Source organism: Martinezella sp. CNPSo 3795, assembly GCF_057784475.1.
This window is the reverse complement of the sequence record NZ_JBXSOQ010000007.1, coordinates 293,472-317,554: the sequence shown is the minus strand read 5'-3', so window position 1 is coordinate 317,554 and position 24,083 is coordinate 293,472. Positions and strand designations below refer to the sequence as shown.

The window sequence follows — 24,083 nt, the reverse complement described above, 5'->3', positions numbered from 1 at the left end:
CCATCTATATTGGCGCGGTATGGATGCTGCAGAGCGGCGCGAGCGCCTGGATTGCATAACCGCAATGCGGCTTAGTCATAGAAATAGGTTTCCGGGCTGCTCAGCCGGTTGGATGTAGGTCGTACCTTGCTAACTCAAAACAACGAGGCGTAGCGTCCTTAAGATCGAAATAGAAAACGCTTTTCTCTTCTCCGCTGTCGATGATTCTAATCTCTACCCGGTCGGAGGTTGCGTTCTCGATAAGCTCAGAAAGAACGGTTTTGCCCTCAACTACCCTTGAGGCGACGTAGCCCTTTTGGAGACCGCCGATATACTCATCAGTTATCGCACTCTTGCCCTATACCTTTGGTTTCCCAACGATCGGTAGCGTCAATCTAGACCGTTTAGCGAAAGCAATTTAAAAAAATAACTGGCTTGCGCGTAAACCGAATTGCATGTGGATGCGATACATGCAGATTATAACGCAACCATCTCGCGCAAGGCGAGTGCTAATTATATATATCCAAGAGTTGTAAATGGTCTCAGACGTTTCTGTGTTGTTGCGCGATATTGGTGCAATTATCTCCGAAGAGATGCCAAATTTACAGACCCGACGCTACGACATTTCGTGGAAGAGTGACGGTAGCCCTGTGACGGCTGCCGATATTTATCTTGAAGAGGTTATCGCAACGGCTTTGCGAAGCCGGATTGAAGACATCACCTTTATTGGCGAGGAAAGCTGGAAAAAAGGCGGAGTGATGGATGCCGAATGGCGCGCTGTCCTTGACCCCATCGATGGCACCGAAAACTTTTGTTCCGGGCTAAAAGAATGGGGCACCTCTCTGTCAATTTGGCGGCGTGACACGCACGCAGGTAGTCTACTTATGATGCCTGAATTGGGGGAAATCATGTCTTCGGGCCGCATACCGTACATCCCCCGTTCGCGCATCGTAGGTTTTTCATCCTCCTATCACCCGGAAATCGGCAGCGGACTTTCAGAAAATGCTGAAGGCCGCATCATGGGCTGCGCAGTCTATAATCTCTTCAACGTTATTCGCGGTGCGTATGCTCGCTTCGTAAACCCCAAAGGGGCCCGTTCTTGGGATCTCTTGGCGGGTGTAGCGCTCGCTCATGAAGCTGGATGCGATATTTTAATCAATGGTGAACAATATAATGGACAATTTCTCGAGCCAGATCAGCGCTATCGCGTCGACATACGCCACAGATACGATCTTCATCCTGGGCAAGGGGCCTTCGGCTGATCAGACACCTGAGATTGTATACGATGGGTCGTTGGTGATCGGCATCAATGATGCTGAACGCATTTATCCCACCGATATCACCATTTTTCACGCTGAGTGGGTGACGAAATCGCTGAAGGCCAACGCGGCAAAGGCGCGTCTATACCTAACGTCTACCGACTTTCAGACAGAAAGCGCATCAGTCTTGCGAGTTCCACACGCCGAACTTGGTCAAGAAAGCAGTGATTTGATGATGCAAAGGTTATTGTCCGGACCCTTCGTCATCGAAGACGTACTTTTCATTTCTGCTCTTAAGGTTGCGTTGGAAGTCGCGCGTATAAAGGGAAGACCGCAAAAGGTATACATGATCGGTTTCGATTTTACGCCGGACTCCGGTTACGCTCGCTCTGTTGGGTTGTCTTATGACAATGGAGATTTGCAGAACAGACGATTAATCATTGGTATGCAGGAAAATTACCTGCTCAATGCGCTCTACATGCTGCGCGGCTGTGAAATTGATGTGATTCATGTGGGAATTCGAAACTATTCTCAGATGTCGCCCGAGGATTTGGTGAATGAATTCCTGCCGTCGTCCGACTCGCATGGGCGGTCTGATAGAAAAATCTTGGTGACCGCGGAAATTACAACCAATCATTTTGGGGATCGTTCAAGGCTCGAGCGGATGGTACGCGCCGCCAGATCCGCAGGCGCGGATTTCATCAAGGTCCAGAAGCGAGACGTAGAAAGCTTTTATCGGACAGAGCAACTTACTGCACCGTATAAATCGCCTTTCGGGGAGACGTTCGGCGACTACCGGCGTCAGCTTGAGTTAACAGGCGAAGACTTTACGTTTCTCGACCAACTTTGCAAGCGTATCGGGATCCGGTGGTTTGCCTCGATATTAGACGAGGCATCTTACAACTTTATCCTCGATTTTGATCCAGAGTTGATAAAGCTGCCTTCGACTATTTCGGAGCATACCGACTATCTGGCGAAAGTCGCATCTATGTCCGATCGAGGAATTGTCCTGTCGACTGGCATGACGGACGCAAATTACGAGGCTTGGGTCTTGGAGACATTTGCCAAGGTACCACTTCTATATTTGATGCAAGCTAATTCAGCTTACCCTACGCCTGCGTCCGATTGCAATGTTGCTGTGGTGCGCCATTACGATCACTTGTCTCGTCAACACTCGCATATTATTCCTGCTTACTCGAGTCACGACGCTGGCTGGTTTGGGTCGGTTCTAGCGGCTGCTAGTGGTGCCAGAATGATCGAGAAACACGTCAAGTTTGGAAATACGGAATGGGCACATTTTGATGCTGTTGCACTTGATTTAACAACGTCGGAGTTCCGAGACTACGTGACGAAAATTCGCGAAGCTGAGACAGTACTTGGTTCGGAAGAAAAGTTGGTCACAGGCAGTGAACATCATAAGTATCGGCGATAGTCGTTTCCGTGGGACAAGTGGATGCTCAAATGAATAAGTCGCCTCGCATTGTTGCATTAATGATTGGACGCGGAGGAAGTTCTCTAAGGGGTAAGAACGTGCTGCCCGTTCATGGAGTGCCATTGCTACTTTGGACCGCCGCAGCTGCGGTGCGTAGTAGTTTTGTTGGCCGCTATTACGTCAGCAGCGATGATGATGACATTTTAAAGACCGCCGCTATCGCTGGATACCGCGAAATTCGTAGGCCGGCAGAACTCAGTGGCCCGACAGCGCAGAGTTCCGACGCGGTAATACATGCATTGGAGATCATCGAGAAAGATGGGCCGGTAGATATCATTGTTCTGCAGCACGCAAATGTCGGAACCATAACAGAAACGATAATTGACGACTGCATCGGCCAACTTTTAAACGATCCCACTCTGACGGCGGTAGTTCCGGCGCACGAGAAGTCTGAATACCATCCCTTTAGGGCCAAGCGGGTTTCCAACGGGCTACTTGAACCATTTGATTCGTCGGCGGGACAAGTCTCTGCCAATCGGCAGGACTTACCTACTGCCCTCTTCTTTGATCACTCGATTTGGGCGCTTAGGGCGTTGACGATACGTGACCCGCAAGGGCAACCGCCATGGCCGTGTATGGGACGGCGCATTAAGCCGTATATCACTAGCGGATGTCTTGACGTTCACGATCTAGAGGACATCGAAAAAACTGAACACTGGATTACTGAAAATGGCGTGAGCAAGCCCCTATTTTAATCAGTGTTTAGGCATAAATTCCACCGTTACTGTAGCGGCGCGTAACGGACCCGATTTAAGCAAATTGAGGCTATCAGTGGATATTTGGGATCTTTATCATTCAGGCCAAGACGACGAATTCCGGGAAATGTTGAGGTCTGGGAGAATAGAGATATCTCGAAAAGCGGCCAAGTGGGCATCAAATATCGATGACCTATTTCGCATCGGCGAGTTTGAAAACAAAGATGCGCTGACGGTATTCATCAAGTATATAGAGGATCCTTATGTCGGAGATAAATGGCTGAGTGAAGTCATAGAGGAAGGCCGCGCAAAAGCGCCATCCCCGTTTGGTGAGGGCTCCATAGAAGCCAATACTAGCCACTATATGGGGGTCAATAAACTCATATTCCTATCCCAATCAGGCGAAAAGGTAATCGTTTTCCAATCCATCACGAGCGTCGATATCGTGTACTTCCCGGTGCGCGGCTGCTATCTACCGATGAAGCATCCCCCAATTGCGGCTTTGGAGAACTATGTCGCCGAATTCTCGGTTTTCGCGGGGAGCTTACCAACGCACGGCGATGATGTTCGGGAGTTTGGCGGCTTGTTGGTCAGCCATTTTTTCCCCTTCCACTTTTATTCAGAGGCTCTCCCTGCTTATGAGAGAATTCATTCCAAAGGGCTGCTTCAGAAAGTCCCGGCTGTCATATACCGCGAAGGCGGCGTCTTCGTAGACATGAAGGCTGTGTGGCCGGCGATTAGATCATTCTACGGTTTTAGCGCGCCTATTCTTGCTGACAAATTCTATCTGCTCCATGGAACAGTCCTGAACCAGAAGTCCCAATATCAGATGATACATGCGGAAAATGCGTACGCGAAGGTGGTCGCTCGCTCTATGGGCACCATACGCAACAGCACGAGATTTCCGGATTATTTGAGGGTAGCTGGAAGGTATCCGGTTGTCTGGTTTGGTGTTCAGGCTACAAAGAGATCGTGGCTAGAACAGATAGATGGCATCGCATCGATCATTAACGACCTTCGTTCCGAATGGCCTGATTTATTCGTAGTCTTCGATGGATGGACTTCGCCCATCACGCCAAGAAAGGCTGATGACGAACCTATAGCCTCCGATGTCGCTATCGTTACGGAGATCCTCAGGAGGGCTCCGGGCGTGCCGCATATTAACGTAGTTGGCTGGAACAGCATGGAAAAGGCCGCAGTCGCGTCGCAGATCGATGCATTTGTCACTAATTACAGCACCGGATCGCTGCATGTGGCGCGGCTTCTACAGAAGCCAGGAGTTGGCCATATCAATACACGCTTGGAGAAGGATGCCCAAATCCACTACAAGACGATTTGCTTGAGCGAGGGATATGTTATCGACAACGCCGCCGACGCTGGGAAGCGGGCGGATGGCATCTCGTACAGCCTCGATTGGCGAATTGTATCATCTGAGATAAGAAAAATTCTCTCCGCCCGGTAGCTTCTTCGAACGCCGCCTCATTGGTCGGCGAGATCTAGAGCGAAAATTCTGACGCCTCTAAAAGCAGTGCCATTGCCCTCGGGATTAGGCGGCAACTTGTTGCCCCATGGAACAAGTATGTTGGTCAAACGAAGGAATGCCTCTCCCTGCGCGGCGTCTTTCGTTTGAAGGGCGATGTAGGGCAACCCATCCACGGCGAAGATCATTTCTGTTGGTGTCCAGAGAACACCATAATCATGAAAGTCAGCCGATAGATCGGCTTTAGCCTTTATTCCTGTAGAGACTAGCGACTTTGTTTGTCCTAGTGGGGGCGCCCACTGATGTAGCGCCGACGTGGCCGTGCTTGGGAAGAAGGATTCGACAACATCGATCTCATAGTGATCATCAGTGGTTAGCCAGAAGGCGTTATCAACACCGGGGATTTTCGCGATGCGCATTGATGCTTCGAAATATCCAAACTTGTATTTTTGCTTACTGATAACACCGCCAGACGACCATTTTTGCTGACAATCCGTGGTTAGCTTAATTGACAAAGTTAGCCCAGATGGAGAAGTTGCCACGCTTTCGGGTCGACGACATGACAACGCCCCAAGCTTTTCTTCAGATAACACGCTCCAGGCGTTTAAGTCGCCAGCTGCTGCGAATGACGATTGATAGATAGGCATTATTTTGCCCGATCTATAATACTCGATTCGAGAGCGGTCTTGATTAGTTACAGGTCGTCGCTTCGCATAAGGTTGGTCTTGAGTAGTGAGGTGAGGGGCGCTGTCGTAGCCGACATCCTCAGTTGTCTGCCATTGATTAGCTCGCGCTGCGGCAAAGAAAAACAATGATGGTGTAAGAAGCGCCGCAACGATGATTGAAGAACGAACTAAGGTCAGTATGTTCATTTCGATGCCTCTTAAAGCTTTCAAATTCAACGATCTTGGTGGTATCTCACCACATATCGTTCTAGCATTAAACCCAAAAGCAGCGTCACTGCAGCGTACATAAGGATATAGGGAACGCTTATTAGCTGATCGCTATAGTTTTCGTAGTACGCCGTTCTTAGCCACTCTATACATCCACATATGGGGTTGTAAGAAAGATAATAAGAAATACTGTCAGGTAGATTTGATGCTACAAAAAAAACGCCTGAACTCACGTAAAGTGCCAGAAGGGTCAGCTGATAAATCGTGAGAACCACAGGGGCCAAGACAGAGCAGATCCCCACAAGATATCCACATGCGTATGCGAGAAATAAGACAGTCAAGTAGCAAGCTGCTGCACTCTTGAGATCCGTTGGAAATGGTTCGTTACCTAACAAATATAAGATAAGTGTAATGAATAATGCAGTAACGAATGATGCAAGCATTTCTAATGCTGCCCTTCCCGTTAGAATGTCGGACATCTTGACAGCCGGGAATGCTAGCATCGACTTGTTCGTGAGAAGCGAATAAGCCATAAAGCGCGATACATAACTGAATGCTAAAAAGGGCAGCACTCCAGTCATATAAAAAACAGCTACACTGTCCCCGTATGGGGCTGTTAGCTTTGTATATGAGTGAATAAGAATGATTAGCCCCATGTGGACCAGCGGCCAAAGCGGTACGATGATAAACCCAAGACCGTGATTGAAAAATCTCGACCGCATATCGCGTAACATGATAGCGCTCATAACGTTTTTTTTATCGATGAGCGCTTGGATGATAGGATGATGCCTAGGCTCGTAAGGCTTCCTGATCGCTCCCTCACGGGGCGCCTTGGGTTTGACTTTTGGATCTGGCCTCGCCATTAGTTTTGGCGTCCGATAGCGAAAAGGCAATAAAATGAATAGCCAGGTGAGTCAGAGGCTATCGCGACGAGGCAGAAGATCAATTCGCTCTCAAGAATTAGATAGTTGATATTATCGAATTCGCTGAGATTTCGTTCGCTTTCTTTTCTATCCATGATCTAACCATCTGCGTCCTTCGAGCTTGTTCTGTCGGAATTTCGAAATTGCCGCGTCCCCCGCAATCGAGGAAAGAGTAAAATCGAGGCTTTACTCTGAACGCGATTCCTATGCGCGCCCTACATTTTCTCCAATGGCCATCGATGTTTCGACAGACATAAGTGCAACACTTTCGCCAATGTCTACAAGAGGCGGCACATATGGCTCTAAACCATCCGCGATACGTCGCTCCAGTCCGTCTAAAAAGCTATCTGGCTGGTCCATCGGGAGCCCGGCGAAATTTTCTGGTGCATATCGCCACCATTGTATTTTTTGGGCGCGAGCTTGAGTTGATTGAGATAGGCGAAATTTGATAATTTTTGCAGGAACGCCGCCGACGATGGCGTACGGCGGGACGTCTTTCACCACGACTGCGCCGGATGCGACCACCGCTCCATCGCCGATCGTTATGCCGGACTTTAGCCTCACGTCTTGCCCAATCCAAACATCGTTGCCGATTTTTACCGGGCCATGCCAAGATTCATATGGAACGGGGGTTGGTGCGGCTCCCCGTCTATTTCGAATATCATCTGTCCAATAAGGCCTAAACGACATTACATGAGTTGTAATATGTTCAGTCGGATGATCGATGCCTATAACCGAGCACCCCCAAGAGATTGAGCAGTATCGACCAATTATCGTCGATTGATCAAGCGCCGAAACGCAATAAGAAAACGCACCACTACTGACGAATGTTTTCTTCGGCATTGTCGCGTATGGCTCTACAATGATTTTGTTCTTTAGCGTAACCTGCGCGCCGAAAGGGAAAATGCCCGAAATTTTGTTATGGTGCTCCAGAAATAAGGGCGTCCGCTGTAGGAAACGCTCGATTTTTTCCGTGTAGGTAAAGCTAAAAGGGTATTTGATATTCATCAACCGCTCAACCAATATGGTGCCGAGTCTCTTGCCGAACCAGCATTAGCATATCCGTATCGCCCTACAATCCGTAAACGCTGATTGTTTATATGCTCAAGCGACGGTCGGGACCAAGCCGTGGACAATCGCTTGCCCAAGCATCCCGTTACTTTCAGGACGTCTCAAGAATCAAAACTCATTCGGGAAGCTGGCGCACTCATTTTCTAGCTCTCAAGCCGCGCGAGAACTACGTCTGCTGGCTCTTTCACTTTGATTGGCGCTTTTTTGAACATGGATGGTCCATCAGCCAGAACAATTTCAGTGGTCACCTGACCCGGTATTACAGCTGCAACAAAGGAAGGGTTGATAAAAATCCATTTATTGCCTTCACCGGCTAAGGTGAATCGAGAAAACTTATTTGTGCCAGCGTACCGATCTACTTCTGACATAATACTTTTTGTATTCATGGTTGTACTCCTTATTTGCTTACTCAATTAAAACGACTTTTGTTGAGAATTCAAGTAGTCCAAGATCAAGAAATTGAGCATTCCGAATATGAGGTATTTCGACACTAATCTGTGCTTTTCTGTCTGAACTTGCTTCAGTTGCTGACAGTCTTACGCTCAAATGGGGATAGATTGGGCACCCGGAGAAAAGGTTATCACTCCGGCGACCGATCAAATTGAACAATAACTCTCGAACAGCGGTTTATGGGCCGCTGCGCCGCCAATGCCTGGCAGAGCAGGTCGTGTGATCCAATTATATTGGGAGCGGCGGCTGACTGTACACTAAGCGTCATTTCAGTTTCGAATGCGATGTTTGCGTAGGGATTCGGTTCGGCGAGTCTTTTGCGATCCGCTAGCGACGATTATGGATGCTATAGAGCGAAATAAGCTTACTCACCGGATTATGATGAAGCTTCTGCCCATCGTGGGAGCTTTAGCGCTGTCTGGTGCTCTGCTGCTCTTCTGCGTAGCAACGCAAACTTCCTTCCGGTAAGTTGTCCCGGTTTGGTCTTCTTTTATTGATTGGCGGCTGCAGCGGAAATCAGGATGCATGTTAACAACATGGCAGCCGCCCCAAAAACAACGGTTGGGCATCATTGGGATGCCTACGACGCGACTCAACGAGGCTTTCTGCTCATGCTGAGTGTCCTACCGAAAAATGGTGGCAGTTTAGACCCTATCTACAATGAGGGTCTAGCGCGGCCCTCCCTGCGACCGTGGAGTATATAGTGGCTGTAGCCTGAGGAGAATCGTCCCTCACGCACCGCTACGGTCACGTCCTCATTTCTGCGCAAATATTCCTGATCATCGAAGCTCGGCGGTACGGGGATAAACCCCCTTGTTTTTCGTGCCAATTGTTCGAGCTCAGGCCAGCCAATACTCAAATCTATTTGCTTTTCGCGGTGGCGGAATTGGTACTTTCCACCACGTAAGCTCTTGTTGAGATGTGATACTGCCCAGTACTTATCCGCGAAGTCATAGCCGGAAGCAGTTTGATGTTGGTTGAGCTCCCCGGAAGTGCCATGGCGTCGAAAATCCTGTGCAAAATAGCCGAGTATTACTGCAACAGCGCCGGGAAATTTTTCAGAGTTCTTGCGAATAAAGGCATTGCGCGCAATTGCGGCATATTCCTCGTGTTTGCTAACGCCGCCAATAACCGAATTAGCGTAGGCGCTAGAATCTCCTCGATCGCGGTGATGATAGTTAGCAAGGGGAGTTGGAATCAAACCAATGTCTGCGCGCAGAAGGAATTCTAGATTAAAGAACCAGTCCCCAAGCACTGGAAGTTCTTCATTGTAGCCGCCGAGGTCTTCCCAGATTGACCTTTTGAAGACGAACGCAATTGGCGCGAAAATATTCCCTGCCGCCATTTCGGCCAATTGTACATTGCGTACCCAGTCCTTGTACGGCTGGCGAGAATGCTCAATTACCTTGGAGCCGCGAATCTCTTCTGAAACATACGTCGTGTGAGTAACTACGCCGCCATAATGACGGCCGGCGCTGCTATTCAAAAAATCAACGGTCTTCTCCAGAAACGTTGGTTCCCAGCTATCATCGTCGTCGTGAATTACTATCAGATCGGAATCAGTATTCCTAATGCCCGAGTTTGACGCCGCCTCCATTCCGATGCTTTCTTTATGGGAAACCAGAAGAATCTTTGTTCGATCAACGGCGCAGCTCTCAATGACCTTACGGACAACGACTTCATCACCTCCATCATTGACGACAACCCAAGTATAATTTGTGTGAGTTTGTTGAGCCACGCTCTGCGCGGCGCGCTGTAGGAGAAGGGGCCTATTTTTTGTCCTAGTAATAATCGCTACAGATGCTTCTCCGTTGCTTGGCGCGAAAGGTTGGTGCGATGGATCAAAGTAAGATGCCGCATTTGCGCATCCTGCCAGACGCAATTGTAGGTCGCGTGCGAAGCCTCCTTCGAATTCCAGCGCCGCTTGCCCTTCCTGCCAAAGCGACCTCTTAATTCGATTTTCCGGGGCTTCGTCAGCGTCCGGTTCCAATAAAACCGGGACAACAAGCTTTTTGCCAAAATCCGCGGATCGATCCTTGCAACTTAACGCGCGCGCCTCTTCGCGGGTTGGAGTGATTATCATGCGCGCCAGTTCAACCATTGCGCTCTGGTGCCGAGAGTAAATCTCGGTGATACCGGCATTTTTTCCATCTCCGACGAGATACTCTGTCACAGCCAAGTAGAGCGCATCGCTATCCTTGCTCGCTTGTTCTTGCTCATTTAGCTTAATGAGCCTTTGTGCAACATCGTCGTGTGCTCCGCCCGGGATTTCCTCGATCGATGGCCCATTTGGTTCCAGCAGGGATTCCACAATGTGGCGGTGCCTTGTAAACGCTGTTTCAGGCACTGATTGTCGATAGGTCTCGCCTTCGAACATTACTCCCAGGACATTGTTCACAATCTGAGCATCATGCCCTGGCTGCAGAGACCGGCCAAAATACAATCCGCGCCATACGAAATCAGGAAAGGCTTTGGTCAAGAGTGATTGCATCGATCCCTGCCAACCACTATCGACTAGCACGGCGCGCGTTCGACCCTTAAGTAATTGCTTTAGGTATGCATCAAAATCCGATTGGCATTGAGTAAAGTACTTGCGCATCTCGCTCGCGGCTGGCGTCGGGCCCTGAATCCAGCCGTCGAACACTGCGCCGTGGGCCTTGTACTCAGGAAGCGTCAGGTCGAGACGTCCCAACACCTCGGGCTGATGACGGAAAATGCCCTTAATAAGCTCTGCGATGGGTACGTGTTGATATTCTCGCGCTATAATCGTTCTTGACTGTTTCGCCTTGTAGAAAGTGCCCTTGCATGTTGATAATCGCGACAGCCAGAACATTTGGGCTGGGACATCTCGTCCACCAAAACCCTCTACGAATAGCCGATAGAGTTTCTCAATGCGGACTCCCGCTCTAGCACAAAATAGAAAATTTGTATTCCCGTCATCATAGTAAGAAAAATACTGATGCAGCCCGAGTAGCCAGCGTTGAACAATTGGGCCTAAGATATCGTGGCCAATTTGGCGAGTAAGTACATTTTCTATTATGTTATTTTGTATATATTTTTGATCCATGACTATCTGGTCTCTGAGGATAAAATCTGGGTATCTTATTTTGGCATCGCAATGTCGACTTCAATGTCGAAATACTTGCGAAGCATCGTCGCAGTCGCCAGATGGTCAGTTTTGCGTGCTTTAATTTCAATTTCGCTTACTGGAAGGTGAAGTGCGCGCCAACCGTGGTTTATTGGTTGGCGGAAATCTCCCCTAGCGCTATCTCCAACGTGGAGAAAATTTAGACCGTGCAGTCCCAAGCGCTTCTCTATTTCCGGGAAAAGTAGCCCGCAAGCTTTTGATATCAGAGTATCTGCGCTCGAGAAAATAGCGTGAAATTTTTTGGTATCGATATTAACCAGCGCCAACAGTTCCTCAACTTGTTTGGCATGCATATACATGTCAGTTACAAGGATAACCTGGCCTCCACGCGATATATGTGTATCGATGTATTCAAGTAGGAGGCGATTAGGTTCGACGCGAGTCGTTTCGTATTGAAGCTCGGCACCGATGAATTTCTCTCGATAATCGTCGTTCCCATTTAACAGCCGACTTGAAACGGTGTGAATTTCGGTCAACGAGCCCTCGCCGTAGCCTCTATGTCTATCTCGCGCGCGATATGTTGCTTTGGTGCCCAGCTGCCGCGCAAGAAATGCGTCTATGTCATTTCCTGAAAATCGCTTTCGGGGGGCGCGGGAAAGTTTTCTTTCCGCTGAAGTGCGATTAGACATTGTCGCGGCCATGGCGGCGCCGATCTCAACAAATCTTGTGAGTTCAGAGGAATTATCGCGCAATAATAACGTATCGAAAATATCTAGCGACAAAACACTCCTCTCACTGGATAGGAGTCCATCAAGACGTTGAAAAAGCATGTTTTTGAACGATGTGTCTTGAAAAAGCGTCATCCGGGAGGGGGCTGTATATGCTGCCCTCTCGATGTCACCAAACGTATAGAGTGTGGTATTTCCCTCATACATTCCATGTACCGTTGATAATCATAAAAATACAGCCGCTTCGCGCAACTTCCGTTCAGGAAGCCTGTCACTATCCTCGAAAGTGTTTAGCCCCACTAGATATTTTACAAATTGGTACGCTAAAACAACTTAGCGATGCACAAAATTAGCTCAATCGTCAATTGCCACGCGTCGTTTTATTCGAGAAGGGCGTCGAGCCATGTCTTGATCGGCAGAAGCGGGAAGGCTTTCCCGCTCCTGCGCCTTGCTTTGAATTTGCTCCTGCATCGCGGCGCTCAGGTCTGCCGCAGGAAGTTCGCGATCAGGTTCGATATGATTTCGGGGGCATCTTCGAAGCAGTAATGGCCGACACCTGGAAGGTGCTTGATTGGCGCCGACGGGAAGAGGGCGGTGAAGAGCGGCAGGAAATGCTCGGCATGCAGCGTCCGGTCCGCTTCGCCCCATATGGCGAGCGCCGGCTTTCTGTGGATGATGCGCTCGGCTTCCCAGTCGGGCGTTTCGAATTGATGGGCGCTGGTCGCAAAGCCCTTGGCCCAGCCGAGCGCGCCGAGGCAATCGGCTTCCGTTGCGAAGGGTGCACCATAAGCATCGAGCCAGGTATCGGTGATGACGGCGTTGTTCTCGAAGCCGTTGAGCTTGAGTGCGCTCAAAATGTTGAAGCCGAGATTGTTGAGCACTGGCTCCAGCGTGCCGTCGGCCTTGATGATCCATTGAAACCAGGGCGATCGGGCGGCGTTCGCCACCGCCCGATCGATAGCATCCGGTTGGCCGAAGGATGTCGGCCCATTTGCCGAGATGATGCGGTGGATGCGCTCGGGATGGCGGGCGGCAAAGCCCATGCCGACCGGCCCGCCAAAATCATGCATGACAAGGGTAATGTCGGTGAGGCCGAGCGCGAGCACGAAGGCCTCCAGATTGGCGATGTGATCCTGCAGCCAATAGCTGCGGCCAGTGGGTGTTTCGCTCTTGCCGAAGCCCATATGGTCGGGAACGACGACCCGGTGCGTAGGGCTCAGCGTCGAGATGAGGTGGCGAAACAGATAGCCCCAAGTCGGCTCGCCATGCAGGCAGAGGATGATCTCGCCATCGCGAGGGCCTTTCGTCGACATAATGCATCCGGAAGCCAGGTGCCTCGGTGAAATGCGGTGCGAAGGGGAATGTGCCGGCGAATGCTTCATGGGCAGGAATCACAGTTGTTCTCCTAATGTGGTTTTAATTTGAAACCATGATTCCAGTATCTCTTGTAGTTTTAGTTTGCAACCGATATATTGAGCTGGTGATACAGGCGCTTGATCGCAGTCCTGACGACAGACATGAAACAGGCGAGGGCAGAGGGCGGCATGGCCAAGAGAGTGAGCCACAAGGATTCGATGTGTGGGGTGGCGCGACCATTGGATGCGATCGGCGACTGGTGGTCGCTGCTGATCGTCCGTGATGCCTTCGATGGGCTGCGCCGGTTCGGCGAATTTCAGAAGAGCCTAGGGCTTGCCAAGAACATCCTCTCGGCCCGGCTGCGCAGTCTTGTCGCTCACGGCATCATGGATACCGTGTCAGCCTCCGATGGCAGCCCCTATCAGGAATATGTGCTCACGCAGAAGGGGCAGGGCCTGTTTCCGCTGCTGGTCGCGCTTCGCCAATGGGGCGAAGATTTCTTCTTCGAACCCAATGAGCCGCATGTGACGCTGGTCGACAGAGCGACAAAGCTGCCGGTGCGGCGGCTGGAACTGCGGGCGCAGGATGGACGGATGCTTATGGCTGAAGATACGGTGATCGTAGTGCTGCCGCCTGAGGAATGAGGCCGGTGCGCCCGTCGTCGAGCAACAGTTCGGCCGCGACCGAACTATTTCAAGCTTCATGGCGGCTACATTGAAACTCCCAAAGGAGAGTTTCAATGCTGACGAATACAGCCGAATTCAACGCCGCCGAGAGCGATCGCGAGCATATCGAAATCAAGCCCAGCGTGCTTTATGTTGGCACTCCCGTCGTACTGATTACGAACCTCAACCCCGACGGCACGACGAATATCTCGCCGATGTCCTCAGTTTGGGCCTTATACGACCAAGTCGTTCTTGGGTTGACGTCGACCAGCAAGGGGCGGGAAAATCTCCTGCGCGAGCGCCAGCTGGTGCTGAATTTTCCGTCGCCGGAGCTGTGGCCGAAGGTCGAAGCGATCGCGCCGACGACCGGCCGCGATCCCGTTCCCCCGCACAAGGAGAAGATCGGTTATCGTTTCGAGGCCGATAAATTCGATGTGGCCGGCTTCACGCCGCAGCCCGCCGATCGCGTGCGGCCTCTGCGCATTGCCGAATGTCCGATCCAGTTCGAGGCGGAGGTGGCGGCGGCGCATCCTCCCGGCGGTGAATGGTCCTCGGAGCGCGCCGAGGCGTTCTCCATCATCGAGGCGAAGGTCCTTCGCGTTCACGCACACAAGGATATCGTCATCGCCGGCACCAATCATATCGATACCAGCAGGTGGAGCCCGCTGCTTTATGTGTTTCGACATTATTTCGGCACCGGGCCTGATCTCGGCCGCACCTTCAAAGCGGAGAGATGATGCATTTTCCGCGGAGGTGCCCATGCGATCACAGAGTTCACTTGCCGGCTTCGGCCCCGCCTATCAGCAGTTCCAAGCCAGCCTCGAATAGGGCTTCATGGTCATTGGCGCGGTAAAGCGACAGAGCTTTAGCAAGGTTCGGACGGCTTTTCGCCGCGGCGTCGAGGGCTGCGCGGTCCGGCGGATCGGCCGCATCCGCCTGCTCCTCCAGTACACATCCCACCACATAGCGGCTGATCGCGATCTGCAGCTCCAGCGCCTTTCGCGGATCGAAGCCGGCGGCGAGCAGGCATTCCAGCTGGGCTTCGATCGCGTCGAGATCCAAGGGATCGACCTCGGTTCCCGCATGAACGCGGGCGCCGTCACGCCATGCCAGCAGGGCGGAGCGGAAGCTGCGGGCATTGGCGTGCAGGAATTCTTGCCAGGTCTCCCCAGCCAGAGGCCTGTTGCGGGTGTGTTTTCGTCTTAGGATCTCGGTGTTCATCGCAGTTAGCAGGGCTCGTTTGCCCTTGAAGTGCCAATAGAGCGCCGGCTGCTGGACGCCGAGGCGCTGGGCGATCAGCCGCGTCGACAAGCCATCGATGCCGACTTCGTTGAGGATGGCCAGTGCTGCATCGACGATTTGGCTTCGATCGATTTTCATCTTCTTTCCGATTGACAGTCCCATCATCATAATTTATCGGCGATAAAGTTCCTTATCAATGATAAGTTTTGCATTATGAACAAGATGCTTTTGACGATCCTCTCCGTCGTCGTTCTCGATGCGGCCGGAACCGGTCTCGTGATGCCGATCCTGCCGGAGCTTCTGCAGAGCGTGGCCCATTCGCCCGAGCTCGGCTGGCGCTATGGCGCCTTCCTGTCGCTCTACGCGGCGCTACAGTTTCTGGCCTCTCCCATTCTCGGAACGCTGAGCGATCGTTGCGGCCGCCGGCCGGTGCTGCTCGCCTCGCTGGCGGGCGGCATGATCGACTATGCCTTCATGGCGTGGGCACCGGGTTTCTGGTGGCTATTCCTCGGCCGCGCCGTCGCCGGTCTGACGGCCGCCAATGCCGCGGTTGCGAGTGCGTGCCTTGCCGACATCACGCCGGAGGAGCGCCGAACGCGGGCTTTCGGGCTGCTCAGCGCCTGTTTCGGCATCGGTTTCATTCTCGGACCGGTCATAGGAGGGGTGTTGGGCACGATCTCGCTACGCGCGCCTTTCGTCGCTGCCGCGTTTCTGGTGATGGTGAATTTCATTGTTGCGCTTGTCGTGCTGCCCGAGACACATACTGTACGGCCTGAACGGATCGATCTGGTCGCCTTTCATCCGCTGGCGCCGCTGCGTTGGATCGGTGCGTTTCCGGCGCTGGTGCCGCTGCTCTTCATGTCCATCCTCCTTGCAATCGTCGGAGAAGTCGGCGGTACCATCTGGGTTCTCTATGGTCAGGACAAGTTCGGCTGGGATACGGCGACCGTCGGCCTGTCTCTCGCTGGCTTCGGCCTGTTCCATGCGCTCGCCCAGGCTTTCGTCGCCGGCCCCTTGAGCGAGCGCTGGGGCGAACGCTGCGCACTCGTCGTCGCGATCGTCTGTGACGGCGCTGCCTATGTCGCCATCGCCTTCGTCACGCAGGGTTGTCTCGTCTTTTTTCTGTTTCCGCTTTTCTGCCTCGGTGGGATCGGCCAGCCGGCGTTGCTGTCCTTGATGACCCAACGTGTCGGTGCGGACGAGCAAGGGCGTCTGCAGGGTGTTTTAACCAGCCTGACGAGCCTCGCCTCCATGGTCGCGCCCCTGGCGATCAGCGAGATTTATTTCGCCTCGCGGCATGTCTTTCCCGGGTTGGTCTGGGTACTTGGCGCCTCGCTCTATCTCCTCTGCATGCCGACGCTCTTCGCGAAGCAGCAGCGGGCAGATGAGCGGCTGGAAGGAGCGGCACATCGACAAAGCGAGCAATCCTGAAGGGCATATGGTGGAACGACATAGAGGGATTACGCGGTTAGCAGCTCCAGCAATATGGCACGGTCCAAGATGACGGGTGCAGCCGTTCGGTGCGATCAGTTGACGGAATCGTCCGGATCGGGGTCCTTGACCTTGGTGAAGAGGCTCTTCAGCGCACTGGTCTTTGCCTTCGCCGCCTTGTTGGCCTTGATCGCCCGGGTCGCCGCCTTGGCCTGTTCCAGCATCATCTCGATCTGGATCTGCTGGATTTCGGTCAGACGCTCCCATTGGCGATTGAGGAGGTGGTCGACCTTTTCATGCAGGTGGCGGATTTCCAGTTCGGCCTTCAGGTTGACCTTATAGTCGTTGAGGGCCCGCAGGCGATCCTTCTCTTCCTGGCGGCGCTGGCTCATCATGATGATCGGCGCCTGCAGTGCTGCGATGGTCGACAGAACGAGGTTCAGCAGGATGAACGGATAAGCGTCGAAAGCCTGCTTTTCGCCCATAACGAGATTGATGGCCATCCAGACGGCGAGAAATAGACAAAAGGAGATGATGAAGGTCCAGCTGCCGCCGAAGGATGCGACGCCATCCGCCATGCGGTCGCCGATCGAACGGTGGTCCTCATAGTCCTCTTCGATGTTTTCGGCCAGCGTATCATGCGTCTTCAGGCTTTCGACGACCTCGTCCTCGAGGTTGGAAAGCTCGCCGCGCTCCACCGTCAGCAGTTCGGCGATATATTGGGCGCGATAATCGTCCATGACCTTGCGGCTGATATAGTCGTCGGCGCGAAGCTCGGGATGTTTCAGCCGCATGAAATCCGCCAGCGAGGGGCGGAGATCATCGACATGCACAGCATCTTTTTTCTTGAGCACCTGACCGGTGATGGCGTCGATCAGCTTGACGGACTTGGCCTTCGCCTGCGCTAGACTTTTGGTATAATCGTCCATCTCCACAACGGTTGGGCTCTCGCCCTCGCCCGCGTCGAAATCGACGATACCTTCCGCCGGCTCAAAGGTCTTCGTTTCTGTCATCTAAGGGGGCCCTCTTTGACGCTTTTTCGCTCATGTAGCCAATAATGCGAACAGGAATATGACTGTTAGAAGACAATGGAAATTGTCGCCGATATAGACCGCAGCCGCCTATCCGCAACTTCCTCTGCTATTTGCTCCTATCGAATTTCTAGCGCCATTATCCTAAGCAACGGCAAACACGGTGCGCCGTTCCTGCAATCCTTTGCGTCTGTCTCGCCCGCCGCCCCGGAAAAGCAACCCTCCCGGGCGAATTCGTCACCGGTTTCAAAAGCGTTGCGTGTTTCTGCAGAAATTTCTACCGATTCGATCAGGTTTTGATTTTTTGCCCCCTTGACCAAGGCCGGCCGACTTCTATTTGCCGCGGTGCAGCAGACATTCGCGAGAGCGAATAAATGTTAAGGTTTCAATGAATTATCGTCAGCGGGTTGGGGGCCTGCTGTCACGGATCTTTTAAATGCGTGGAAAGGATCGCTATGCACAATCCCCCGGCAGAAGACTTGGAGTCCATCGCCCGGCAGGGCGGCCGATTCAAGCGAATGGCCGTCAGGATACCCACCTACCTGACCGATCTTAAGGAAAATCCGGCCTGGCTGCCGATGTTTCTGCTGGCCAGGACCCTGCCGTTTCGGCGCATCCATTGGCTGGCCACCAAGCAGCCCGTCAGGCTTCCCGTTTCCGGCTCCTCGATGTTTGCCGGCACCGAGCGTAGCGCCGTTGTCAACGCTCTGCGCACCGATGGCATTTATCCCAGCCTGGTGCTGCCGGATCATATTCATCAGGAAATCGCCGAATTTGCTGCCAACACCGCCTGCTTCGGCAATTTCAACCGGAAGCTCGAATTTGTCGCAGGCGAACATAAGGAAGCGGAGGCTCGCTTCGGACGGCCGATTCTGAGCGGACATTTCTTCGAGCGCTCGCTCGATTGCGAAGCCGTCATGGCGGTCCAGCGCGATCCGCTGCTGATCGACGTCGCCCGGCAATATCTCGGCGGCCAGGCCAAGGTGATCACCACCCGCATCTGGTGGAGCTTCCCGACTCAGGCTTCCGAAGCCGATAGAAGCCTCGCTTCGCTCGACAAATACCACTTCGATCTCGATGATTGGCGGATGCTGAAATTCTTCTTCAATCTCGTCGATGTGGATGAGGGCACTGGTCCGCATGTTTTCGTCAAAGGAAGCCACAGGCGCCGCCGGGTCCGTCATCAGCTGACTTTGCTGGTCGGGCATCCGGCAAACGAAGTGCTCGATTATTATGGTGAGGCGAATGCACTGACACTGACCGGCAAAGCCGGCTCGGGCTTCGTCGAAGATCCCTTCGGTTTCCATATGGGCACCGTGCCGACGCAGAAGCCGCGACTGATGATGGAGGTGGGTTTCGGGGTCTCGAAGCCGTCACGTCGCCGCTTCCACGGAGAACCCGTCCTGCGTTAAGGCATGTCACGTAGAAGCGCACAGCGGTTTTGCGACAACGACATGCGCGAATAGAGGGCGCATCTAGCTGGTATCACGGAGCGCCAATTGCAGGTGGCGCTCCCGTCTGCTCGGCGTTAGGCCGGGCGTCTGAACCGCCTGGCAATCAGGTGGTCGAGCGCGATGCGGCCAGGCCCGCCGGCTATGATTACCAGAAAGCAGGTCGCCCATGTGCCATGCGTCGGCCAAGCATCGGGATAGACGAAGATCTCGATGACCAGGGTCATGCCGAGCAGCGCCAGTGCCGAGAAGCGGCTTGCCAATCCGATGACCAGCAGAAATGGGAAGAAGTGCTCGCTGAAGGCGGCGATATGGGCGGCGATCCAGGGATCGACCAGCGGCAGCTTGTATTCCGTCTGGAAGAGATAGACGGCATTGTCGGTCACGTGCCAGCCTTCCACCTTGGTCTGGCCGGATTGCCAGAAGACGGCGGCGATCGACAGCCGCGCAATGAGTGCGATCAGGTCATGGGGAATACGGTCGAGAAGCTTTAGGGCACCATAGAGCCTTTTGGGCATGGTTTCGCGTTCGGCCGGGGCGGCCGTCATCGTCTGATTCTGCATTTTGGTTCTCCCTGGCGTTCAGCGAATGGTCATGAAAGCGCCTGCCGTGAACGCACCGGCGAGGTTGGCGGAAAGATCGAAATTGGCGGCTTCAGCGAGAGCCGTCTCATAGGCCTGGCCAAGGGCGGCGCCCGAAAACAGCTCTTCCAGAAATGTTGCGCCACCCGGCGGCAGGCGATGCACTTCGACGATCATCTGCGGGCGGATGACGAGGGCATCCTCGCCCGTCCAATCGTTTATATCTGCAAAGTCGATTTCGCCGGTGTTCATCGCCCAGATGGTGATGGCCGGATAGGCGGAACGTGCGACCGAGGCTGAAGGGTGCGGTACGAAAGTCAGCTCCGCAAGGCCTGCCGGCTCGATGGTCGCCATGAGTGCTGCATCAAGCGGTATAGCGTCGGCTGCGTGATAGGCTCGACCCCGCAGCGCCTCCAGCCGCATCACATCGGCCAGATAGGGAATTTCCTGCGCCGGTCCGAAACTCCCGGCGAAATCGGGGAAGTCATCGCCATAGGCAAGCAGCAGCGGCGAGCGCGGCGGATGCAGGCGGATGAACTCATGCGCCATGGCGGCGAAGAATTCCTCGCCGACGATCCTTTCCGCAGCCGGAAAGCGCGAGGCGAGCGCACCGATCAGGCCGATGGCGACATTGTTGCGATGGACGCCGAAACGCCGCGCTGGGTGTGGGCCGTTCCAGGCCGTCAATCCATCGGGCACCGCGAGATCGGGATTGACGAGCGCTGCGGCGAATTCGCTTTGCGTAGCGAGAGACATCGATCCCTCCTCAGGCTGCCCGACGCGCGGCGGCGCGCTTCAGGATGGCTTCGGCCGCTTCGGCCTCGGCCCTCAAAATCGGCCATGCCGGCACGTCGTTATCCCACTCGACCAGGCTGGCAATCGGTCCGGTGCAGCCGATCAGCTCCTCGTAAAGCGCCCAGACGGGATCTTTCACCGGCGTATCGTGGCTGTCGATCAAAAGCGGCGCGCCAGAATCGTCGACGGTCTCCGAATGACCGCTCAGATGGATCTCGCGCACCCATTGCACCGGGAAGCGCTTGAGATAGGCGCGTGCGTCCATGTGGTGATTGGTGGCGGCGACGAAGACATTGTTGACGTCGAGCAGCAGGCCGCAGCCGGTGCGTCTGGCAACCTCGGCCAGAAATTCCGTTTCCTCGATCGTGCTTTCCTCAAAGAGCAGATAGGTAGCCGGATTCTCGAGCAGCATCTGCCGACCGAGCAAAGTCTGTACTTCGTCGATGTGAGCGCAGACCTGCTCAAGCGTTCCCTCGGTGTAGGGCAGGGGCAGAAGATCGTTGAGAAAGGTCGTGTCGTGCGTCGACCAGGCGAGGTGCTCCGAAAAGCTCTCCGGCTCATAGCGATCGCAGACGATCTTCAGGCGAGCAAGATGTTGGTTATCCAAAGGCTGCATCGAGCCGATAGAGAGGCCGACGCCATGGATGGATAAGGCATAATCCTGGCGCAGCCTGCCGAGCTGGGCATGTGGCGGACCACCAGCACCCATATAGTTTTCCGCATGGACTTCGAAAAAGCCAATCGGCTGTGTAGAGCCATGGATTTCGGCAAAATGCTCCGGCTTGAAGCCGACGCCGGCGCGACGGGGGAGTTGTGACGGTTTCATTGCGGGCCTCCGTATGAGAGTAATTCCAGCAAAGTTGTGAAGCAGTTTGTGTTCGAGAGGCAGGCGGCGCCGGATTAAACGATGCGCCGCCCACGTTTGCATTGCCTTGTCTGATAGGGTCAGACCGGGGCCGGACCCTGCATCAGGGTGCCGTGGCCGTTCGGCGTCTTGATCGTCTCGCAGGTTCCCGCGGGAACCAGCTTCCACGAGTTGCGCTGATAATCGACCTTCGACGTGCCGGCGCAGGTCGTGCCGGGACCGGCGGCGCAATCGTTCTGGCCCTTGAGGGCGACGCCGTAGCATTTTTCCTTGGCATCGGCGGCAGATGCTGTCGTCACACCGGCAACCAGCGTCACCGCCGTTGCGACCGATGCGGCCAGGGCGAGTGCGGACATCTTGCTCATGACAAACTCCTTACGAGAGATGGTTGACGATCAATCCGGTTTCGGATCAGGCCGGGGTCAGCGAGCCGTGGCCCTTCGGGGTCTTCATCGAGGTGCAGGTGCCTGTGGGAACGAGCTTGAAGGACATCTTGTCGTAGCTCATGGTCGACTTGCCGGCACAATCATGCTTGCCGGCGGCGCAATCGTTCTGGCCCTTGAGGGCGACGCCGTAGCATTTTTCCTTGGTATCGGCGGCCGAAGCCGGGACGGCGACGGATGCAAGTGCCGATGCGATCGAGCCAGCAATGGCCAGGGTGAGGATGCTGTTCTTCATGGATCTGTCTCCTAGATGGATGCGAGCCGTCATTGGCTTGCATCGAGGTCTACGGAGCGTCTCGAGCGGATGTTACAGCCGCATCGGAATTTTTTTCGAGATGCGTCACTTATCTTGTGCCGGCTATCTGCTGCGGCGGGCGATAGCTGGGCAAGTATGGTGGTGAGGCTGACATGCGCATGGGTAGCAGACGCATCTTGCGAAGAACCTGCCATGGAGACGAAAGAGCTTGAAAAATAGTTGCTGTTGCCGGTAACGAAAGCCTGCGGTGCCGCGTAGAGGAGATGTCGGATGAATCATTCGGCGCGCGAAGAGGAATGGGCAGTCTGGATGCGCGCGGCGATCGGCGGCGATGCGCAGGCCTATCACCGTTTCCTCACCGCCGTGACGCCGCATCTGCGCGCCATGGCGCGGCGGCGCTGCGATCAGCTGGGCGCGCCGGTAAGCGAGGCTGAGGATGTGGTGCAGGAAGTGCTGCTCGCCATCCATCTGAAGCGCGGCACGTGGGATTCATCCCGCCCGATCGGACCTTGGCTGTCGACGATCGTGCGCAACAAGCTGATCGACAGCCTGAGACGGCGCGGGCGGCATATGAGCGTACCGATCGACGATGTGATCGATTTCCTGGAGGCGGAAGAGCATACCGACGCCTTGGACCGGTTCGATGTCGATCGTACGCTGGGGCTGCTGAAAGAACCGCAGAAGACGATCGTGCGCTCGATTTCCGTCGAGGGAACCAGCGTCCGGGAAACGGCGGACCGGCTGAAGATGACGGAAGGGGCGGTGCGCGTGGCGCTGCACCGCGCGTTGAAGACGCTTGCGGCATTGTATCGGAGTGAGACCAGTGAAAACCGATGACCTCATCAATCTCTTGTCGCAGGACGCGCCGGTCCGCATGCGGATCGGCAAGGTCCTGACCCTGGCGGTCGTCGCGGGCATCCTGATCAGCGGCGGCATCTTCTTCGCCATGATCGGTTTTCGAGCCGATATCGATACGGCAATGGAGACCGTCCGTTTCCTGTTCAAGTTCGTCGTGACCATCGCGCTTGCCGCAACAGCCTGCGCTGTCGTCTTCCGCATCGGACGGCCGGGCGCTTCGCTGCGCCTGTGGGGCTGGACACTGCTCTTGGCGCCCATCCTGCTGCTTGCCGCCGCCGCTGTTGAAATGGCCGTCATGCCGGCTGGCAGCTGGAGTGCGCGGATGATCGGGCACAATGCCCGCTTCTGCCTGACGCTCATCCCGCTGCTGTCGATCGGCCCGCTCGCCTGCTTCCTGTTCGCCCTGCGCCAGGGCGCGCCGGAAAAACCGGGCTTCGCCGGCGCCGTCGCCGGATTGGCCGCCAGCGGCATCGCCGCGACCTTCTATGCCTCCAACTGCACGGACGACAGCCCGCTTTTCGTGCTGCTCTGGTATCCTATCGCGATCGCCATGATGACGGCAGTCGGATATGTCCTCGGAAAACGCCTGTTGCGGTGGTGACGCGGCCGAACGCGTGACATCGAAACTGGCGAAATTGTCCATCTGGCGGCCGACTTCGGCCATTGGGGCAGTATGGCTTGAAAAACCTGCTGGCAGCAGACAGAGTCGTCGCCTATACTATCCACTAAACGCCACTTTCAAAAAATTGCATTTCCCTGCGTTAAAGTGTTTGCATCCGCGGCAAATTCGATTATAGAGGCCCTGCTTTCCCCGCAGGGGCACTTTACCGCCCGGCGGCTGTTGGGAAATAGTTCAATGGTAGAACAGCGGACTCTGACTCCGTTAATCTTGGTTCGAATCCAGGTTTCCCAGCCAATTTCAAATTTCCTGATTTGAATCAGCATTTTGGTTTGCCTCTTGTACTTGAGGCGGATATCCCTCTTCCTGTGATTGAAAATCTTTTCGAAGGAGTAACTACTCCTTGTCGTAAGATTTGATTTGTCTTGGATT

Annotated in this window: 23 protein-coding genes and 1 tRNA gene; 11 read left to right on the top strand and 13 right to left on the bottom strand. The window is 54.1% G+C overall.

The window, feature by feature from the left end; all coding sequences use genetic code 11:
* The first annotated feature begins 515 nt into the window (after positions 1-515).
* From AC13QY_RS21010 to AC13QY_RS20995, 4 genes are all read left to right on the top strand, one after another.
* A complete protein-coding gene (locus AC13QY_RS21010; RefSeq protein ID WP_113501652.1) occupies positions 516-1,241 on the top strand; it encodes an inositol monophosphatase family protein in 726 nt (241 codons plus the stop codon).
* A complete protein-coding gene (locus tag AC13QY_RS21005; RefSeq protein ID WP_162764050.1) occupies positions 1,153-2,670 on the top strand; it encodes an N-acetylneuraminate synthase family protein in 1,518 nt (505 codons plus the stop codon). The genes AC13QY_RS21010 and AC13QY_RS21005 overlap by 89 nt, the downstream gene beginning before the upstream one ends.
* A 29-nt stretch (positions 2,671-2,699) precedes the next feature.
* Positions 2,700-3,425: a cytidylyltransferase domain-containing protein gene (locus AC13QY_RS21000; RefSeq protein WP_113501650.1), complete on the top strand. Its 726-nt coding sequence runs from the start codon at positions 2,700-2,702 to the stop codon at positions 3,423-3,425.
* Positions 3,426-3,501: 76 nt separating this feature from the next.
* Positions 3,502-4,887, top strand: a complete 1,386-nt coding sequence (locus AC13QY_RS20995; protein WP_113501649.1) for a hypothetical protein — start codon at positions 3,502-3,504, stop codon at positions 4,885-4,887.
* Between the two features lie 17 nt (positions 4,888-4,904).
* Here the strand turns inward: AC13QY_RS20995 and AC13QY_RS20990 are convergent, their stop codons facing one another.
* From AC13QY_RS20990 to AC13QY_RS20965, 6 genes are all read right to left on the bottom strand, one after another.
* The gene (locus AC13QY_RS20990; RefSeq protein WP_113501648.1) at positions 4,905-5,777 is read right to left on the bottom strand and encodes a family 16 glycosylhydrolase; all 873 of its coding nucleotides are present in this window, start codon (positions 5,775-5,777) and stop codon (positions 4,905-4,907) included.
* A gap of 1,148 nt (positions 5,778-6,925) precedes the next feature.
* Positions 6,926-7,729: an LbetaH domain-containing protein gene (locus AC13QY_RS20985; protein ID WP_113501646.1), complete on the bottom strand. Its 804-nt coding sequence runs from the start codon at positions 7,727-7,729 to the stop codon at positions 6,926-6,928.
* 206 nt (positions 7,730-7,935) lie between these two features.
* Positions 7,936-8,178, bottom strand: a complete 243-nt coding sequence (locus AC13QY_RS20980; protein ID WP_162764048.1) for a hypothetical protein — start codon at positions 8,176-8,178, stop codon at positions 7,936-7,938.
* 719 nt (positions 8,179-8,897) lie between these two features.
* Positions 8,898-11,309, bottom strand: coding sequence for a glycosyltransferase (locus AC13QY_RS20975; protein ID WP_113501645.1), 2,412 nt, complete (start codon positions 11,307-11,309; stop codon positions 8,898-8,900).
* Positions 11,310-11,344: 35 nt separating this feature from the next.
* On the bottom strand, positions 11,345-12,265 hold the full coding sequence (locus AC13QY_RS20970) for an HAD family hydrolase (protein WP_113501644.1): 921 nt from the start codon (positions 12,263-12,265) through the stop codon (positions 11,345-11,347).
* Positions 12,266-12,537: 272 nt separating this feature from the next.
* On the bottom strand, positions 12,538-13,371 hold the full coding sequence (locus tag AC13QY_RS20965; protein WP_488493905.1) for an alpha/beta fold hydrolase: 834 nt from the start codon (positions 13,369-13,371) through the stop codon (positions 12,538-12,540).
* A 231-nt stretch (positions 13,372-13,602) separates the two neighbouring features.
* Between AC13QY_RS20965 and AC13QY_RS20960 the strand changes: the two genes are divergently transcribed.
* Together AC13QY_RS20960 and AC13QY_RS20955 are read left to right on the top strand one after the other, a co-directional pair.
* Entirely contained in the window at positions 13,603-14,058 is a 456-nt protein-coding gene (locus AC13QY_RS20960; RefSeq protein WP_113501643.1) for a winged helix-turn-helix transcriptional regulator, read from the top strand.
* A 95-nt stretch (positions 14,059-14,153) separates the two neighbouring features.
* Positions 14,154-14,816, top strand: coding sequence for a flavin reductase family protein (locus AC13QY_RS20955; RefSeq protein ID WP_113501642.1), 663 nt, complete (start codon positions 14,154-14,156; stop codon positions 14,814-14,816).
* A 37-nt stretch (positions 14,817-14,853) separates the two neighbouring features.
* Here the strand turns inward: AC13QY_RS20955 and AC13QY_RS20950 are convergent, their stop codons facing one another.
* The gene (locus AC13QY_RS20950; RefSeq protein WP_113501658.1) at positions 14,854-15,459 is read right to left on the bottom strand and encodes a TetR/AcrR family transcriptional regulator C-terminal domain-containing protein; all 606 of its coding nucleotides are present in this window, start codon (positions 15,457-15,459) and stop codon (positions 14,854-14,856) included.
* A 75-nt stretch (positions 15,460-15,534) separates the two neighbouring features.
* Here AC13QY_RS20950 and AC13QY_RS20945 point away from each other — a divergent pair, with 75 nt between their 5' ends.
* On the top strand, positions 15,535-16,752 hold the full coding sequence (locus AC13QY_RS20945) for a TCR/Tet family MFS transporter (RefSeq protein ID WP_113501641.1): 1,218 nt from the start codon (positions 15,535-15,537) through the stop codon (positions 16,750-16,752).
* A gap of 95 nt (positions 16,753-16,847) precedes the next feature.
* On the opposite strand, the gene AC13QY_RS20940 is transcribed toward AC13QY_RS20945, so the two are convergent.
* Positions 16,848-17,765 (bottom strand): DUF1003 domain-containing protein, encoded by a 918-nt coding sequence (locus AC13QY_RS20940; protein ID WP_113331341.1) that lies wholly within the window; start codon positions 17,763-17,765, stop codon positions 16,848-16,850.
* Positions 17,766-18,238: 473 nt separating this feature from the next.
* Here AC13QY_RS20940 and AC13QY_RS20935 point away from each other — a divergent pair, with 473 nt between their 5' ends.
* Positions 18,239-19,195 (top strand): phytanoyl-CoA dioxygenase family protein, encoded by a 957-nt coding sequence (locus AC13QY_RS20935; protein WP_113501640.1) that lies wholly within the window; start codon positions 18,239-18,241, stop codon positions 19,193-19,195.
* A gap of 116 nt (positions 19,196-19,311) precedes the next feature.
* Here AC13QY_RS20935 and AC13QY_RS20930 read toward each other — a convergent pair whose 3' ends face one another.
* The 5 genes from AC13QY_RS20930 to AC13QY_RS20910 form a co-directional block, all read right to left on the bottom strand.
* Positions 19,312-19,797, bottom strand: a complete 486-nt coding sequence (locus AC13QY_RS20930) for a DoxX family protein (RefSeq protein ID WP_113501639.1) — start codon at positions 19,795-19,797, stop codon at positions 19,312-19,314.
* A gap of 18 nt (positions 19,798-19,815) precedes the next feature.
* Positions 19,816-20,571 (bottom strand): HvfC/BufC N-terminal domain-containing protein, encoded by a 756-nt coding sequence (locus AC13QY_RS20925; RefSeq protein WP_113501638.1) that lies wholly within the window; start codon positions 20,569-20,571, stop codon positions 19,816-19,818.
* A gap of 10 nt (positions 20,572-20,581) precedes the next feature.
* A complete protein-coding gene (gene bufB / locus AC13QY_RS20920) occupies positions 20,582-21,436 on the bottom strand; it encodes an MNIO family bufferin maturase (RefSeq protein WP_113501637.1) in 855 nt (284 codons plus the stop codon).
* Between the two features lie 119 nt (positions 21,437-21,555).
* On the bottom strand, positions 21,556-21,840 hold the full coding sequence (locus AC13QY_RS20915) for a BufA1 family periplasmic bufferin-type metallophore (protein WP_095433328.1): 285 nt from the start codon (positions 21,838-21,840) through the stop codon (positions 21,556-21,558).
* A 46-nt stretch (positions 21,841-21,886) separates the two neighbouring features.
* A complete protein-coding gene (locus AC13QY_RS20910) occupies positions 21,887-22,153 on the bottom strand; it encodes a BufA1 family periplasmic bufferin-type metallophore (RefSeq protein ID WP_092718462.1) in 267 nt (88 codons plus the stop codon).
* Between the two features lie 291 nt (positions 22,154-22,444).
* On the opposite strand from AC13QY_RS20910, the gene AC13QY_RS20905 reads away from it, so the two are divergent.
* The 3 genes from AC13QY_RS20905 to AC13QY_RS20895 all read left to right on the top strand — a co-directional run bounded on the left by AC13QY_RS20905 (position 22,445) and on the right by AC13QY_RS20895 (position 23,948).
* Positions 22,445-23,011 carry a sigma-70 family RNA polymerase sigma factor gene (locus AC13QY_RS20905; protein WP_113501636.1) on the top strand — a complete coding sequence of 189 codons (567 nt, stop codon included), beginning with the start codon at positions 22,445-22,447 and terminating at the stop codon, positions 23,009-23,011.
* Positions 22,998-23,633, top strand: a complete 636-nt coding sequence (locus tag AC13QY_RS20900; RefSeq protein WP_113501635.1) for an NrsF family protein — start codon at positions 22,998-23,000, stop codon at positions 23,631-23,633. Before AC13QY_RS20905 ends, AC13QY_RS20900 begins: the two co-directional genes overlap by 14 nt.
* Before the next feature lie 241 nt (positions 23,634-23,874).
* Positions 23,875-23,948, top strand: a tRNA-Gln gene (locus tag AC13QY_RS20895).
* The last annotated feature ends 135 nt before the right edge of the window (positions 23,949-24,083 follow it).